Origin of the sequence: Citrobacter braakii, from assembly GCF_009648935.1 — a bacterium.
GTDB classification, from domain to species: domain Bacteria; phylum Pseudomonadota; class Gammaproteobacteria; order Enterobacterales; family Enterobacteriaceae; genus Citrobacter; species Citrobacter braakii.
The window spans coordinates 4383609-4398400 of sequence record NZ_CP045771.1; the positions used below are offsets into that span (position 1 = coordinate 4383609).

The window sequence follows — 14792 nt, forward strand, 5'->3', positions numbered from 1 at the left end:
CTCCGCATTAATAAGTACGAATCTTCGGCGGGAATGCCGGGCGCAGCTTCGGTTCCATATTGACTTGACGTCGCGTCATGGATTCCGACTCTGGCAGGTACAGGGAATGGCACAGCCAGTTTTCGTCATCACGTTCCGGGAAGTCGAAGCGGCTATGCGCGCCACGGCTTTCGGTACGGAAGTTTGCAGATACTGCAGTGGCGTACGCGGTCTCCATCAGGTTATCCAACTCCAGACACTCAACGCGCTGGGTATTGAACTCGCTGGAGGTATCGTCCAGACGGGCATTTTTCAGGCGTTCGCGAATCGCTTTCAGCTCTTCCAGACCCTTCGCCATCGCATCGCCTTCGCGGAATACCGAGAAGTTATGCTGCATACATTCTTGCAGCGCTTTACGAATTGCCACCGGATCTTCACCGTTACGGTTACCGTTCCAGCGATTCAGACGCGCCAGAGAAGCGTCGATTTCATCTTCGGTTGCATCCAGCAGGTCACCCTGCTCTGCGATAGATTCCTGCAGATGCAGACCCACAGCACGACCAAATACCACCAGGTCAAGCAGTGAGTTGCCGCCCAAACGGTTAGCACCGTGAACCGATACGCAGGCGATTTCACCGACGGCAAACAGCCCTGGGATCACCACATCTTCGCCCTGCTCATTCACAGTCAGCGCCTGGCCGGTGACTTTGGTCGGAATACCGCCCATCATATAGTGGCAGGTTGGAATAACCGGGATCGGCTCTTTCACCGGGTCAACGTGAGCAAAGGTACGGGACAGTTCGAGAATACCCGGCAGACGGGACTCCAGCACTTCTTTACCCAGGTGGTCGAGTTTCAGTTTGGCGTGCGGCCCCCACGGACCGTCGCAGCCGCGACCTTCGCGGATTTCGATCATGATGGAACGCGCCACCACGTCACGACCCGCCAGGTCTTTCGCATTCGGGGCATAACGCTCCATGAAGCGCTCACCGTGTTTGTTCAGCAGGTAGCCACCTTCACCACGACAGCCTTCTGTTACCAGAACACCCGCACCAGCGATACCGGTTGGGTGGAACTGCCACATCTCCATATCCTGCACCGGCACGCCAGCGCGGATAGCCATACCGACGCCGTCACCGGTGTTGATGTGGGCGTTGGTAGTGGACTGATAAATACGGCCAGCACCGCCGGTCGCCAGCACGGTTGCGCGGGCTTTGAAGTAAACCACTTCACCGGTTTCAATACACAGCGCGGTACAACCAACAATCGCGCCATCGGCATTTTTGACCAGATCCAGCGCATACCATTCGGAGAAGATGGTGGTGTGGTTTTTCAGGTTCTGCTGATACAGCGTGTGCAACAGCGCATGGCCGGTACGGTCTGCCGCTGCCGCGGTACGTGCCGCCTGCTCGCCGCCGAAATTCTTCGACTGGCCGCCAAACGGACGTTGATAAATTGTGCCATTATCGAGGCGAGAGAACGGCAGCCCCATGTGGTCCAGCTCCAGAATCGCTTCCGGACCGGTTTTACACATATATTCAATAGCGTCCTGGTCACCAATGTAGTCCGACCCTTTCACGGTGTCGTACATGTGCCATTCCCAGTTATCTTCATGGGTATTACCGAGCGCAACGGTGATGCCACCTTGCGCAGATACGGTATGGGAACGGGTTGGGAACACTTTGGAGAGCAGCGCACAGGTCTGACCGCTCTGGGAAATTTGCAGCGCCGCGCGCATACCTGCGCCGCCGGCACCAATCACAACAGCATCAAATTCTCTGACTGGCAGTTTCATTACACACCCCACACCACAACAAATCCATAAATGACGTAAACCACCAGCGCAACGACGATAGCCAGTTGCAGAATCAGGCGCACGGCCAGCGGTTTAACGTAGTCGGTCAACACCTGCCACATGCCGATCCAGGCATGAATCAAGATGGAGAAAAGAGCCAGCAGGGTGAAGACTTTGGTGAATGCCGATGAGAAGAAACCGGTCCAGACTTCAAACGTCAGTTCGCCGCTGGTGGCGAAGAAGCCGACCATATAGATGATGTATAACGTCAGAACGATAGCGGTAGCACGGACCAGAATGAAGTCATGTACGCCGTTGCGTCCTAATGCGGAGGCGTTGCTTACCATACGAGGACTCCTGCGAGAAGTGAAAGCACGACAATGATAACGAAACAAATTTTGGCGGAACGTGTCCCTGCTTCGAGGGTTTCTTCGATATAGCCAAAATCCATCAACAGATGGCGAATGCCCATTACGGCGTGATATGCCAGCGCAATCAGGATCCCCCACAGAATTAACTCCACAAAGAAGTTATTCATAATGGATGACGCCGCGAGGAAACCTTCAGGGGAGGAAAGGCTGGTACCCAATAACCACAACAGAATCCCGACCGCCACGAAGGTGATCACTCCGGATACGCGATGGAGAATGGACGCTATCGCCGTGATTGGGAACCGGATCGTTTGTAGATCCAGATTGACAGGTCTTTGTTTTTTCACATTTCTTATCATGAATAACGCCCACATGCTGTTCTTATTATTCCCTTTGGACTTCGGGTACAGAAGATGAAGACACCTGTAGCCTGAAAGACGACGGGATTTCCTTCCTCCGGTCTGCGTGCGGGTCAGACAGCGTCCTTACTATAACTACGCGTCATATAAAACACTGCTTCCAGATGCTAAAACGACACGTTACAACGCTGGTTGGCTCGGGATTGCAGGGTATTCCGGAGACCTGGCGGCAGTATAGGACGTTCACAAAATCATTACAATTAACCTACATATAGTTTGTCGGGTTTTATCCCGAACAGTGACATAGGTCACGATAACAACATTATTTTAATTTTTAACCATCTAATTTGACAATCATTAAACAAAGTTGTTACAAACAACACCAGAAAAAGCATATAATGCGTAAAAGTTATGGGGTCACTCTTTCACCGGACATTTAGTTATGTAACAGTGTGGAAGTATTGACCAATACAGTCAGGACAGTTATTAGTGATAGACAGGTTTAATAATTCGGATTGCTAAGTTCTTGATTTGCAGTTTATTCGCCATGAAAAGACCGTTTTACCTGCAAGCGCCCATAGCTCTGTACCCAGGTTATCCCCTCTTTCGCAGAGCGGCGAGCCAAATAACAAACTGGTAACGGTTCATTGATGTACGAAGGCAAATGTGAGTTCCAGCAGTCTTAAGCAATAAGGCGCTAAGGAGACCGTAAATGGCTGATACTAAAGCAAAAATCACTCTAAATGGTGACTCTGCTATTGAACTGGATGTGCTGAAAGGTACGCTCGGTCAAGATGTTATTGATATTCGTAGTCTTGGCTCAAAAGGGATGTTTACTTTTGACCCAGGTTTCACCTCTACCGCATCCTGCGAATCCAAAATTACTTTCATCGACGGTGACGAAGGTATTTTGCTGCATCGCGGCTTCCCGATTGATCAGTTGGCGACCGAGTCGAACTATCTGGAAGTGTGTTATATCCTGCTGTACGGCGAAAAACCGACGCAGGAGGAGTACGACGAGTTCAAAACCACAGTCACTCGCCATACCATGATCCACGAGCAGATCACCCGCCTGTTCCACGGTTTCCGCCGCGACTCTCACCCGATGGCCGTTATGTGTGGTGTTACCGGGGCGCTGGCTGCGTTCTACCACGACTCGCTGGATGTGAATAATCCGCGTCACCGTGAAATCGCCGCCTTCCGTTTGCTGTCCAAAATGCCGACCATGGCAGCGATGTGCTACAAATATTCCATCGGGCAGCCGTTCGTGTACCCGCGTAATGACCTCTCCTACGCCGGTAACTTCCTGAACATGATGTTCTCCACGCCGTGCGAAAAATACGAAGTGAATCCGATTCTGGAACGCGCAATGGACCGTATCTTGATCCTGCACGCTGACCACGAACAGAACGCCTCAACCTCTACCGTTCGTACCGCCGGTTCTTCTGGCGCTAACCCGTTTGCCTGCATCGCGGCCGGTATTGCTTCCCTGTGGGGACCAGCACACGGCGGCGCAAACGAAGCTGCGCTGAAAATGCTGGAAGAAATCAGCTCTGTTAAACACATTCCGGAATTTGTTCGCCGCGCGAAAGACAAGAATGATTCCTTCCGCCTGATGGGCTTTGGTCACCGTGTTTATAAAAACTATGACCCGCGCGCCACCGTCATGCGTGAAACCTGCCATGAAGTACTGAAAGAACTGGGCACCAAAGATGATCTGCTGGAAGTGGCGATGGAACTTGAACACATTGCGCTCAACGACCCGTACTTCATCGAGAAGAAACTCTACCCGAACGTAGATTTCTACTCCGGCATCATCCTGAAGGCGATGGGTATTCCGTCTTCCATGTTTACCGTTATCTTCGCCATGGCGCGTACCGTGGGCTGGATTGCACACTGGAACGAAATGCACACCGACGGCATGAAAATCGCTCGTCCGCGTCAGCTGTACACCGGCTACGACAAGCGCGATTTTAAGTCTGATATTAAGCGTTAATTGTTCAGGCCACCGGGTAATTCCGGTGGCTTTTTTCAGATCCAGTCCTGTTTGTTGCATTTACCTCTTCAATATTATCTCCTATAGTTCACCTGTACTTAAATATATTTAAATTCATCCTAACCCCACTCTATTTAATATAGCATTAATCGCTAATACGTTATTTGATTTTTAAATTCATTAGTTATTTAATCCAGCACGATAAAAACCAGCGCTGGATTAAATGACATGGGCGACCTTATTTATCTGAAGGTAACAGGTGAGCAACAAGGCGAGATCTCTTCTGGTTGTGGTACCGACGCATCGGTAGGCAACCGCTGGCAGGAAAATCATCCTGATGAGATTTTTTCTTTTTCACTCTCTAACGGATTAGTTGGCACAGGTTCTGGTATTAATACCCATGCGCTAAGATTCGAAAAACTAATTGATAAAAGTACGCCATTATTTATTAATGCCATCAATAATAATGAATTTCTGTTTATTGAAATTGATTTCTGGAGAATAAACAGATTTGGCAGATGGGAACGCTACTATTACATTCAATTAAGAAATGCTTCGGTAAAAAGCATACAAACATATGTGACCCTAAATGAGCTTGATACCGAAGAAATTGCGGTATCGTATGACTATATTCTTTGCAAGCACCTGATTGCCAATACGGAGTTTGACTACCTGGCGTTTCCTGCTGAGTACAACCGTTTGTTTATACCGCTTCGCAATCAGCCGACTAGTTCGATAATACCCGTTGCGAAACTCCCTTTCCCCCCAGCACCACACATTCCTGCGGTCACGCCGGTCTATGCCAAATCATGTCTGAAAGAGAAAGGCTGTACAGACGCGGGGAGCAGTGAAGAATCGGCTGAAAACTTCGGACAGATGGCGATTTTCGCACAATCATCCGTCGATGATTGTTGCGGATATGCACAGCCCGCAGAAGCCTCGGTCGCACTGCCGATCTTAGGTGGACTGACGCAGGTGTGGGGCGAGTGGTCTCTCAGTGGCATTCTCAGCGCCGCACGAGGCGTTCCTTATATCGGGGCGCTGGCTTCCGCACTGTATATACCGTCCGCTGGTACGGGCAGTGTACGCGTTCCCGGACGCGATGAGTTCTGGTATGAAGAAGAGTTACGGAAAAAGGCGCTGATCGGCGGCACGGCCACAACCCGGGTTCGTTTTTTCTGGGGAACCGACATTCACGGTAAGTCGCAAGTATACGGCGTGCATACCGGCGAAGGAACTCCGTATGAAAACGTGCGCGTTGCGAATATGGAGTGGAATGATGAACATCATCGCTATGAATTTACGCCCGCCCACAATGTAGATGGGCCGTTAATTACCTGGACGCCGGAAAATCCTGCTACCGGCGATTTACCCACACATACGGGTAGCAATGTTCCGCCGCTTGATCAGACAACGATTCTGGTGACGCCAATTCCGGATGGCAAAAATGAGTACACCACGCCACCGTTCCTGGTGCCGGATGTCGCCGATTTTAACGATTATATTCTGGTCTTTCCGGCCGATTCAGGCATTCAGCCGATATATGTATACCTGAAAACAGCCCGGGACGAACCCGGTACGGCAACAGGCTACGGTGAAACTTTATCCGGAAATGGTCGTTGGCTTGAGGCCGCCAGTTCAGGGCTGGGAGCGCCGATACCTGCACAGGTGGCGGATAAGCTGCGAGGAAGAATGTTTCGCAACTTTGACCATTTCAGAGAAGAATTCTGGCTTGCGGTGTCAGAATGCCCTGAGCTTATGAAGGATTTTAAACCTTCTAACCAAACCCTGATAAGAATGGGGTTAGCACCATATCCTACTCCTTCAGAGCAGGTAGGCGGCAGAACGACTTTTGAACTTCATCACTTAGAAGAAATCCAGCATGGCGGAGAAGTGTTTAATATGGATAATATATACATTACCACTCCTCGCTTACATATAGGAATACATAAAAATGCTAATAGATAATGAAAAAACAATAATCGATTACACTGAGTCAGAGTTCATTGCTCTGCTATCTAACTTTTTTGAGAATAAATATGGGCTAAATGCCAGGGATTTTGGTAAATTTATCGATGACCTACAACTACATGTAGTCAAAATCACCCAGCACCCACTTGGTAATGGACTGATTTTTAATACACCAGATGAGATTGAATGTTCACCCTTAGGAATATTTAAGGAAATAAAAAAATGGAGAGCATCTCATGGCTTAGCGTTATTTAAAGATTCCAAATAAGCGATATATTAAGAGATATCATAACATTCAAAAACTGTCTGAAAGTTTACACTGAGTCTAAAACTTTGGAGTTCTTAAATGAGTTTTTTGCAGCGGACCCGAAGGGGCGAGGCCCATGGATGGGCCGAGTAACAAAGCCAACGCACCTGCAGCTTGAAGTATGATGGGTATAATTATATTATTTTGGAGAAAGTCTATTACATTGAAAATGTGAAGAGTATTTACGATGAGTTATCTACTATCGAATTTACCAAAACAGTATTAGAGGAGACTATTCGACTAGTTAAAAGGCAGATACGCTGCGAGGAAGAACGTTTCGCAACTTTGACCATTTCAGAGAAGAATTCTGGCTTGCGGTGTCAGACTGCCCTGAGCTAATGTCACAGTTTAAAAAATCGAATCAGACAATAATTAGAGATAAGGGATCACCATTCGTTATTGAAGAGGAAGCCGTTGGAGGACGAGATGTCTATGAGTTGTATCACATAGAACAAATCCAACACGATGGACCTGTTTACGACATGGATAACTTACGAGTAAACACGCCACGCAACCATATTCGCATTCATAAAGAGGAGAAATAGATGTTTAAAGAACGCTTAGAAAACTATACAGAAGCAGAGATGTTAGATTATCTTCGTGAATTCTTCGAAAATCCGCAAAAATTAGAAGGAAAAGCCCTGACGGAACATTTTAGTCAATTAGCAAAACATTTAATTAAAATTACTGCTCATTCTGAAGGCAGGGATCTTATCTTTAACCCACCTGAAGACAGAGAGGATTCACCCGAGGGTGTCTTGAATGAAATCAAAAGATGGCGTAAATCCCAGGGATGCCCATTATTTAAAGAATCAACCTAAAAATTTCAAATCAAGCAGTTAAATTATCAATATCAATAATAAAACAGCGTAATTTTATACATCCAGAGAAATTAAAATGACAATAACGGTTACGGTTCAAGCTCAACTCATTGTCGGTGAAGCGCAGGTAATAGAAAGTTTGGCCCCAGAAGGTTCTTACACGGCTGTATTTGAAGATGATGGCCAAACCGGGTATTTCTATGCGCTTGATGACTCTTCAGACGGAAATCCTATCAAAGATGCACTACATATTTACAATGCAGAAGACGTATCAGATGGCCATATCCCATCGGATTTGAAGATCGGTTGGTCAGAAGACAGTAAGAAATGTGTGTTGCTAATAAATGGTTATCCACACGGCGTGTTTGATTTTGAATCTAAAAATGGATACTGCCGGAGCGGTTTTCCTCCTCCAATCAGTCAGGAATGGTCTATCTTCGGACATGCCTGGAATGATGCTGTCGACGATTTTTTCAGATAGCAAGCATATCGTTTTATTCACAGGTTCACCGTTTAGTCCGTTTTTATTGATACCTGATATTTTTTTCAGCGGGCTTTTTCTCTATGCTGTATCAATACGTTAAACGCAGCATATAACTCAGGAGCATGGGATGCCTGTTTTGCAGTGGAGCCTGTTGTTTCTGCTATCGCTCCTTCTTTCCCTGTTCTTTTTGTTTATTCACCTTCCAGGACCGCTGCTGCTCGGTTCGATGATCGTCGGCATCATATTCAGTATGCGCGGCATCTCACTGCACCCTCCCCGCTGCACATTTCTTGGCGCGCAGGCGATTCTCGGCTGCATGATTGCCCAAAACCTGACTGGCTCAATCTTGACGACCCTTACGGCCCACTGGCCGATGGTGATTATCATCCTGCTGGCGACCCTTATCAGCAGCGCGGTAATCGGCTGGCTGCTGGTTCGCTACAGTAACCTACCGGGAAACACCGGTGCATGGGGCTCGTCACCTGGCGGTGCGGCGGCAATGGTGGCGATGGCGCAGGAATATGGTGCCGACATCCGGCTGGTGGCGTTTATGCAGTATCTGCGCGTACTGTTGGTGGTTGGCGCGGCAGCACTGGTCACCCGAATGATGATGGGCGACCAGGCCCAAACGGTCAGTGAGCAAATCGTCTGGTTTCCGCCGCTGAGCAGCAATCTGTTCAGTACCCTGGCGCTGGCCGCCGTTGCCGGTACGGCCGGGCGTCTATTGCGTATTCCCTCTGGCGTCATGTTGCTACCGATGTTGGCAGGCGCATTGCTGAATGCCGGTGGCGTGATGGTGATCGAACTGCCGGAATGGCTGCTGGCGATTGCCTATATGGCCATCGGCTGGCAAATCGGCCTGGGTTTTGACAAGCAGATCTTTTTAATGGCGTTGCGCCCCTTACCGCAAATCCTCTTGTCCATTTTTTCACTGATGGCGATCTGCGCCGCTATGGCCTGGGGACTGGCGCATTACATGCAGATAGATTTTCTTACCGCCTATCTGGCGACCAGTCCAGGCGGCGTAGATTCTGTTGCGGTGATTGCCGCAGGGAGTCACGCCGATATGGCGCTGATCATGGCGATGCAAACCCTGCGGCTATTCAGTATTTTATTGACTGGCCCGGCGGTGGCGCGGTTTATTTCGCTACACGCGCCAAAGCATCCCGCTTAGTGCTGACATCCTGGACACCAGTAAAAGGGTCGTGAAGAGAGTGTCGTTTTTTCGATGATTCCGCCACAGCGCTCACAGGCTTCACCATCCCGGTGAAAGACCTTAAAGCGAAACAGCGCGCCGTGATGTTTATTCTCATCCACCAGCCCGCGGGTGTTATAGGACAAACGAGGAATATCAAGCAGCGCATGCGCCAGCGCATCCAACTGTTCATCTCCGAGCATCGACGCTTTATGCTGCCCGGTCAGCCCTACTTGCCACAGAATCTCTACCCGCAGGTAGTTACCTAATCCCGCCAGAAACGCCTGCTCCAACAGCAGGCCAGAAAACTGGCGATTGCGAAAACGCGGGGATAACAGACGCGCTTTCACGTCATCGGGCGTTAAACGTAAATCCAACACGTCCGGCCCAACCCATTGCAGGAACGGGTGGGTAGCGAGCTGTTCCGGCGTCAGCATGTCGATATCAGAGGCGCTATAGAGCAGAATAGTTTTGTCGTGTGTTTGCAACCTGACACGCAGTACCCGCGAAGTCTGCGGTATTTTTCCGGTATCCACCACTCGCCACACGCCATAGAGCTGATTGTGGCTGTACAGCGTCAATCCATTAGAAAAATGGGTCAGCAATGCTTTACCCCGCGTTTCAAGCTGGGTAACACTCTGCCCAATCAGTTGAGATTGATACGGTTTTAGCTGCTCAAAGGCAAACCAGACATCGGTCAGGGGTTTGCCTTTGACTGCCGCCTCCAGGTTATCCGCCGCGCGGCGGATCTCCGGGCCTTCAGGCATAATACTGTCCTTTTTTAATGTGTTGCACCGCCCGTCACTGCGATATCACTCTCCACCTGCAACGCGGTGGCAATCGCAACTTCCAGCGCCCGGCGCACCGTGTCCGCTGCCATACTTGGCGCCCCGGGATGCTGTGCAGCCTGTTGCGGCAAATAAGGGATATGAATAAATCCTCCCTTCACCGCCGGAACGTCACGTAGTTTATGCAGCAGGCCATACATCACGTGGTTACAAACGAAAGTGCCCGCGGTCTGGGAAACCGAAGCCGGAATTCCCGCGTTGCGCATGGCAACAACCATCGCTTTGATCGGCAACGAACTAAACCATGCTGCCGGACCATCGGCCACAATCGGCACATCTACCGGCTGTTGACCCTGATTATCCGCAATACGCGCATCGTCAACGTTGATCGCCACGCGCTCCACGGTGACATCCGTGCGCCCACCCGCCTGCCCCACCGCCAGCACCAGTGATGGCGACAGCGCGTCAATCGCACCATTGAGTACGGCAAGAGACTCGCCAAAGACGCACGGCAGTTGGCGGGCAACGACGCGGCATCCGCCGATGATAGCATTGTCGAGGCCCGAGACCACTTCCCAGGAAGGGTTAACTGACTCGCCGCCAAAGGGTTCAAATCCCGTGATGAGTACTGTTTTCATCCTGTCTCCTTACAAGAACATCAGGAAATACATCAGGAACACGTTGACCAGCAACAGCAGTATGCCGGTTGGCACCTGCGCTTTAATCACCGCGTTTTTATCCGGCAGCTCCAGCAGCGCAGCAGGAACAATGTTAAAGTTTGCCGCCATCGGCGTCATTAACGTCCCGCAATAGCCAGAGAACATACCAATTGCCGCCATTACTGCCGGATTGCCGCCGTGCTGCAGCACGAGGATCGGAATACCAATTCCGGCGGTCACGATCGGGAAAGCGGCAAACGCATTGCCCATGACCATCGTCAGCAATGCCATGCCGAGGGTGTACACCGCCACTGCGATAAAGCGGCTATCCACCGCCAGGTATTCTTGCGTCAGCCAGGAAATACCGCTGCCTACGCCCGCTGCCGTAAACAACAGCCCGAGCGTGGCCAAAATCTGCGGCAGGATGAACGCCCAGCCGATGGAGTCCAGCAGACGGCGCGCCTCCTGAATCGGTTGATAAACCCGCTCATGGGGCATTTTTATCGCCATCGCCAGACCAATCAACGAGCCTGCGGTCATGGAAAAGAGCGTCACCAGCGTGGCGTGATTACCCGGCCCAAACAGCGCATCCTGTAAGCCCGGAATATGGTTGAACATCAGCACGCCAATAACCGTTACCACCGGAATTGCCAGCGCCGGGAAAAACAGGCGGTTACCCAGACGACTGGCGCTTTCTTCGCGCTGTTGCTGCGTTCGTTGATGGTAGCTTCCCAGCTTCACGCCGCCAAAACCGGCGATCAGGGCCAGCACGACCACCGCAACGCCAACGGCAATATGCACCGTGCGTTTGTCGCCAAACAGCGAATATGTCCAGTCGCCAAGAAGAAACAGTACGCCGTATATGCCCCAAAACAGGCCGGTGGTGAAGCGACGCGGGTTCGCTTTGTCCTGCCAGGACATCAGCGCCACAATCAGTAATACCGCTCCCGCCAGCCAGTAGAGATAGCTTTGTTGAAAATTCATTTCGCTTCCCCTTTCGCTGCGGCATTCGCTTTCGCCACCTCACGTTGCAAGTAGCTATCCAGACGCCACAGACGCGTACCGTGGATCAGGAATGCACAAATTGCCGTTGGGATCCCCCACAAGGCAATATGCAGCGGTTCGGTCTGGATCCCACCAGACTCCAGCATAAAGTTGTGCATAAAAATGATGGCGCCGAAGGCAACAAAGATATCTTCACCGAAGAACAGTCCGACGTTATCGGTCGCAGCTGACATGGCGCGCAGACGATAGCGTACCGCCCCAGGTATCTCGCCGTGATTTTTCTCTGCGGCCCCTTCCGCCATCGGCGCCAGCAGCGGGCGCACCATCTGCGGATGTCCCCCCAGACTGGTCAACCCTAACGCAGCGGTCGCTTCGCGAATGAACAGATAGACAATAAGCAGACGGCCACTGGTGGCGCTGCGGATTTTTGCAATCCACGCCTGAGCACGCTCTTTGAGTCCGTGGCGTTCCAGCAGGCCAATCACCGCCAGCGGGATCAGCAGGATAAATGGCAGGTTGCGGGTGTTAAGAAAACCTTCACCCAGCTTTTCAAGGATAGTGGCGATCGGCATATGCGCCGCCAGCCCCGTGACGATCCCGGCAATAATGACCACCAATACCGGGTTAAAACGTAAAAGAAATCCGACCACGATGACGGCGATCCCCGTCAATGGCCAGAGAGAAATTACCTCTCCCATAATTCAGTCCTGTATATGTTGTTGTGTAATATATTATTGTTTTTTATGAATAAATTTATGCGCTAATTTGAATATTGCGTGCATTGAATGCGGCTCGCAAGCGACGGGCAAAAGCGAGTGCGTGCTCACCATCCCCGTGAATGCATACCGTCTGGGCTGTCACGCTCGCCCACGTTCCACTCTGGCTTTTTACTCTGCCGGATTGCACCATTTCTAGCGTTTGCGCCAGCGCCTGCTCTTCATCCTCAATCAATGCGCCCGGCTGGCTGCGCGGCACCAGACTGCCATCCGCCTGATAACCCCGATCGGCAAAAACCTCCTGACGTGTTACCAGACCATAGCGTTCTCCGGCACGAATCAGTTCGCTTCCCGCCAGCCCTACCAGAACCAGCGACGGATCGCAGGCATACACCGCTTGAGCAATAGCATCCGCCAACTGAGGATCTTTCGCCGCCTGGTTATAAAGCATACCGTGCGGTTTAACATGACGCATTACGCCGCCCTGCGCACGCGTGATGCCAGCCAGCGCACCAATTTGATACAGCGTCTGCGCATACACCGTTTCCACAGGCAGGGTCATGGCGCTACGGCCAAAATTTTCCCGATCCGGAAAACTCGGATGCGCACCTATCGCTACGCCATTTTTTAGCGCTTCGCGCACGCTTAAAAGCATCGTCTGCGCATCACCGGCGTGAAACCCACAGGCGATGTTGGCTGATGACACCAGTTGCAGCAGCGCTGCATCGTTAGGGCATCCCTCACCGAGGTCTGCGTTGAGATCAATTTTCATTGTTAAGTCGCCATGTTAACTGTTCCAGATAACGCTGCCGATCCTGGCGCGCCTTAAGCGCTTCCTCCAGCGAACACTGCACAAAATGAATCGGCTGGCCGAGCGGGATCTGCGCCAGATGATACATATCTGCTTCGATGATACAGGCGATACGCGGATAGCCGCCCGTCGTCTGAGCATCGTTCATCAGCACGATGGGCTGACCATTATGCGGAACCTGCACTACGCCAGGGAGCAAACCATGCGACAATAGCTCGCGATCGGTCGTGCGCGTCAGCGACTGCCCCTGCAGACGATACCCCATACGGTTGCTTTGCGGACTCAGCTGCCACGGGGAGCGCCAGAAAGAAGCCTGCGATACTTCGTCAAACTCCTGGTATTCAGGCCCGGGGAGCGCACGAATGTGGTTGCCCCACATCAGCTGTTTTACGCCCTGCGGCCCGCTGAATTGCCGGGTCGATGCGCCAATTGGCAGCCGATCGCCATCGCGCAGCAGACGCCCTTCCAGCCCGCCAATTCCGACTTTGAGATCGGTACTGCGCGACCCCATTACTTCGGGCACATCAAAACCGCCCGCTACCGCCAGATAGCTGCGCATGCCGTGGTGTGGACGTTTTAGCGTCAGACGCTGCCCGGCTTTCACCGGCAGCCGCCATCCGCTCCATACGGGAGTACGATCCAGGTGCGCTTCACATCCCGCACCGGTCAGGGCAAACCAGCCATCGGTTTCAAATTCCACCACCAACTGCCCCAGTGTGATTTCCAGCGCAGCGGCATTCGCATCATTACCCACCAGCAGGTTAGCAACGTTCAGCGCCGGTTTATCCAGCGCGCCACAGTGACTGATTCCGGATTGACGAAAACTATGGCGTCCCCCGTCCTGTACTGAGGTGTACATGCCAGCGCGAATGATGTTTAACATATCCCCTCCTTCTGCGGGACAAAACGCACGGTATCGCCAGCCCTTAACAGAATCGGCTCCTGCCGTTTTGGATCAAATAACGCAACGGAGGTACGGCCAATCAATTGCCATCCGCCTGGCGTGGAAAGCGGATAGACCCCCGTTTGGGATCCGCCAATACCCACAGAACCTGCCGGAACAAGCAGACGCGGTTCCGCACGCCTCGGAGTATGGAGCGGTTCAGGTAAGCTCCCGAGATAGGGAAATCCCGGCTGAAAACCGATAAACCACACCACATAATCAACCGACGCATGAAGTTCGACGACCTGCTTGTCGCTTAATCCACTGTGCCGGGCGACCTCTGCCAGATCGGGGCCGAACTCACCGCCATAGGTCACGGGAATTTCAATAAAGCGCGAGTCCGGCTCCAGCGCCTCACTCTCTTCCCACCAGCGCTGCAGGCGTTCAATCGCATCCAGCGCCAGCGTTTTCGGGTCGCGCAGGGTAACCGTGATATTGTTCATTCCCGGAATAGCTTCCAGCACATTCGGGGCATCAACCAGACGCTGGGCCAGACGCCAGATGCGTTTCTGAGTCGCCAGCGTAATGGGAGGTTCCAGCTCAAGAACCACCGCACTTTCACCTAACAGATAACAACGCGCTCGCTGCACTT

At 51.6% G+C, this 14792-nt stretch carries 18 protein-coding genes; 8 read left to right on the forward strand and 10 right to left on the reverse strand.

What is annotated here, in order from left to right:
- Nucleotides 1–7 precede the first annotated feature (7 nt).
- Genes sdhA through sdhC form a run of 3 tightly spaced genes read right to left on the reverse strand, consistent with a single transcriptional unit; the run spans nucleotide 8 to nucleotide 2519 of the window.
- Complete coding sequence (sdhA, locus tag GFC06_RS20735; RefSeq protein WP_003022919.1) at nucleotides 8–1774, reverse strand: succinate dehydrogenase flavoprotein subunit; 1767 nt, start codon at nucleotides 1772–1774, stop codon at nucleotides 8–10.
- Complete coding sequence (gene sdhD, locus GFC06_RS20740) at nucleotides 1774–2121, reverse strand: succinate dehydrogenase membrane anchor subunit (RefSeq protein WP_005122550.1); 348 nt, start codon at nucleotides 2119–2121, stop codon at nucleotides 1774–1776. Before sdhD ends, sdhA begins: the two co-directional genes overlap by 1 nt.
- On the reverse strand, nucleotides 2115–2519 hold the full coding sequence (gene sdhC, locus GFC06_RS20745; protein WP_016152282.1) for a succinate dehydrogenase cytochrome b556 subunit: 405 nt from the start codon (nucleotides 2517–2519) through the stop codon (nucleotides 2115–2117). Before sdhC ends, sdhD begins: the two co-directional genes overlap by 7 nt.
- Nucleotides 2520–2956: 437 nt before the next feature.
- Here sdhC and GFC06_RS23630 point away from each other — a divergent pair, with 437 nt between their 5' ends.
- From GFC06_RS23630 to GFC06_RS20775, 8 genes are all read left to right on the forward strand, one after another.
- A complete protein-coding gene (locus tag GFC06_RS23630) occupies nucleotides 2957–3010 on the forward strand; it encodes a hypothetical protein (protein ID WP_418135082.1) in 54 nt (17 codons plus the stop codon).
- Nucleotides 3011–3216: 206 nt separating this feature from the next.
- The gene (locus tag GFC06_RS20750) at nucleotides 3217–4500 is read left to right on the forward strand and encodes a citrate synthase (RefSeq protein ID WP_016152281.1); all 1284 of its coding nucleotides are present in this window, start codon (nucleotides 3217–3219) and stop codon (nucleotides 4498–4500) included.
- 228 nt (nucleotides 4501–4728) lie between these two features.
- Nucleotides 4729–6468, forward strand: coding sequence for a type VI secretion system tube protein TssD (gene tssD, locus GFC06_RS20755; protein WP_153690601.1), 1740 nt, complete (start codon nucleotides 4729–4731; stop codon nucleotides 6466–6468).
- Entirely contained in the window at nucleotides 6455–6739 is a 285-nt protein-coding gene (locus GFC06_RS20760; RefSeq protein WP_153690602.1) for a bacteriocin immunity protein, read from the forward strand. Before tssD ends, GFC06_RS20760 begins: the two co-directional genes overlap by 14 nt.
- A gap of 299 nt (nucleotides 6740–7038) precedes the next feature.
- Nucleotides 7039–7323: an HNH endonuclease gene (locus GFC06_RS23505; protein ID WP_323741284.1), complete on the forward strand. Its 285-nt coding sequence runs from the start codon at nucleotides 7039–7041 to the stop codon at nucleotides 7321–7323.
- Nucleotides 7324–7599 (forward strand): bacteriocin immunity protein, encoded by a 276-nt coding sequence (locus GFC06_RS20765; protein WP_153690603.1) that lies wholly within the window; start codon nucleotides 7324–7326, stop codon nucleotides 7597–7599.
- Nucleotides 7600–7675: 76 nt separating this feature from the next.
- Nucleotides 7676–8080: a DUF2251 domain-containing protein gene (locus GFC06_RS20770; RefSeq protein ID WP_153690604.1), complete on the forward strand. Its 405-nt coding sequence runs from the start codon at nucleotides 7676–7678 to the stop codon at nucleotides 8078–8080.
- 130 nt (nucleotides 8081–8210) lie between these two features.
- Nucleotides 8211–9257, forward strand: coding sequence for an AbrB family transcriptional regulator (locus tag GFC06_RS20775; protein ID WP_153690605.1), 1047 nt, complete (start codon nucleotides 8211–8213; stop codon nucleotides 9255–9257).
- On the opposite strand, the gene nei is transcribed toward GFC06_RS20775, so the two are convergent.
- From nei to pxpB, 7 genes are read right to left on the reverse strand one after another with little or no spacing between them, the layout of a single operon-like run.
- The gene (gene nei / locus GFC06_RS20780) at nucleotides 9254–10045 is read right to left on the reverse strand and encodes an endonuclease VIII (RefSeq protein WP_153690606.1); all 792 of its coding nucleotides are present in this window, start codon (nucleotides 10043–10045) and stop codon (nucleotides 9254–9256) included. The two genes, GFC06_RS20775 and nei, sit on opposite strands and share 4 nt — an antisense overlap.
- Nucleotides 10046–10059: 14 nt before the next feature.
- The gene (pcp, locus tag GFC06_RS20785) at nucleotides 10060–10704 is read right to left on the reverse strand and encodes a pyroglutamyl-peptidase I (RefSeq protein ID WP_016155998.1); all 645 of its coding nucleotides are present in this window, start codon (nucleotides 10702–10704) and stop codon (nucleotides 10060–10062) included.
- Between the two features lie 9 nt (nucleotides 10705–10713).
- The gene (locus tag GFC06_RS20790) at nucleotides 10714–11709 is read right to left on the reverse strand and encodes a DUF979 domain-containing protein (RefSeq protein ID WP_153690607.1); all 996 of its coding nucleotides are present in this window, start codon (nucleotides 11707–11709) and stop codon (nucleotides 10714–10716) included.
- On the reverse strand, nucleotides 11706–12428 hold the full coding sequence (locus GFC06_RS20795) for a DUF969 domain-containing protein (protein ID WP_003831395.1): 723 nt from the start codon (nucleotides 12426–12428) through the stop codon (nucleotides 11706–11708). Before GFC06_RS20795 ends, GFC06_RS20790 begins: the two co-directional genes overlap by 4 nt.
- 55 nt (nucleotides 12429–12483) lie before the next feature.
- The gene (pxpA, locus tag GFC06_RS20800) at nucleotides 12484–13218 is read right to left on the reverse strand and encodes a 5-oxoprolinase subunit PxpA (RefSeq protein ID WP_153690608.1); all 735 of its coding nucleotides are present in this window, start codon (nucleotides 13216–13218) and stop codon (nucleotides 12484–12486) included.
- Nucleotides 13208–14140 (reverse strand): 5-oxoprolinase subunit PxpC, encoded by a 933-nt coding sequence (gene pxpC, locus GFC06_RS20805; protein ID WP_047497731.1) that lies wholly within the window; start codon nucleotides 14138–14140, stop codon nucleotides 13208–13210. Before pxpC ends, pxpA begins: the two co-directional genes overlap by 11 nt.
- Complete coding sequence (gene pxpB, locus GFC06_RS20810; RefSeq protein WP_046274709.1) at nucleotides 14134–14790, reverse strand: 5-oxoprolinase subunit PxpB; 657 nt, start codon at nucleotides 14788–14790, stop codon at nucleotides 14134–14136. The genes pxpC and pxpB overlap by 7 nt, the downstream gene beginning before the upstream one ends.
- Between the last annotated feature and the right edge of the window lie 2 nt (nucleotides 14791–14792).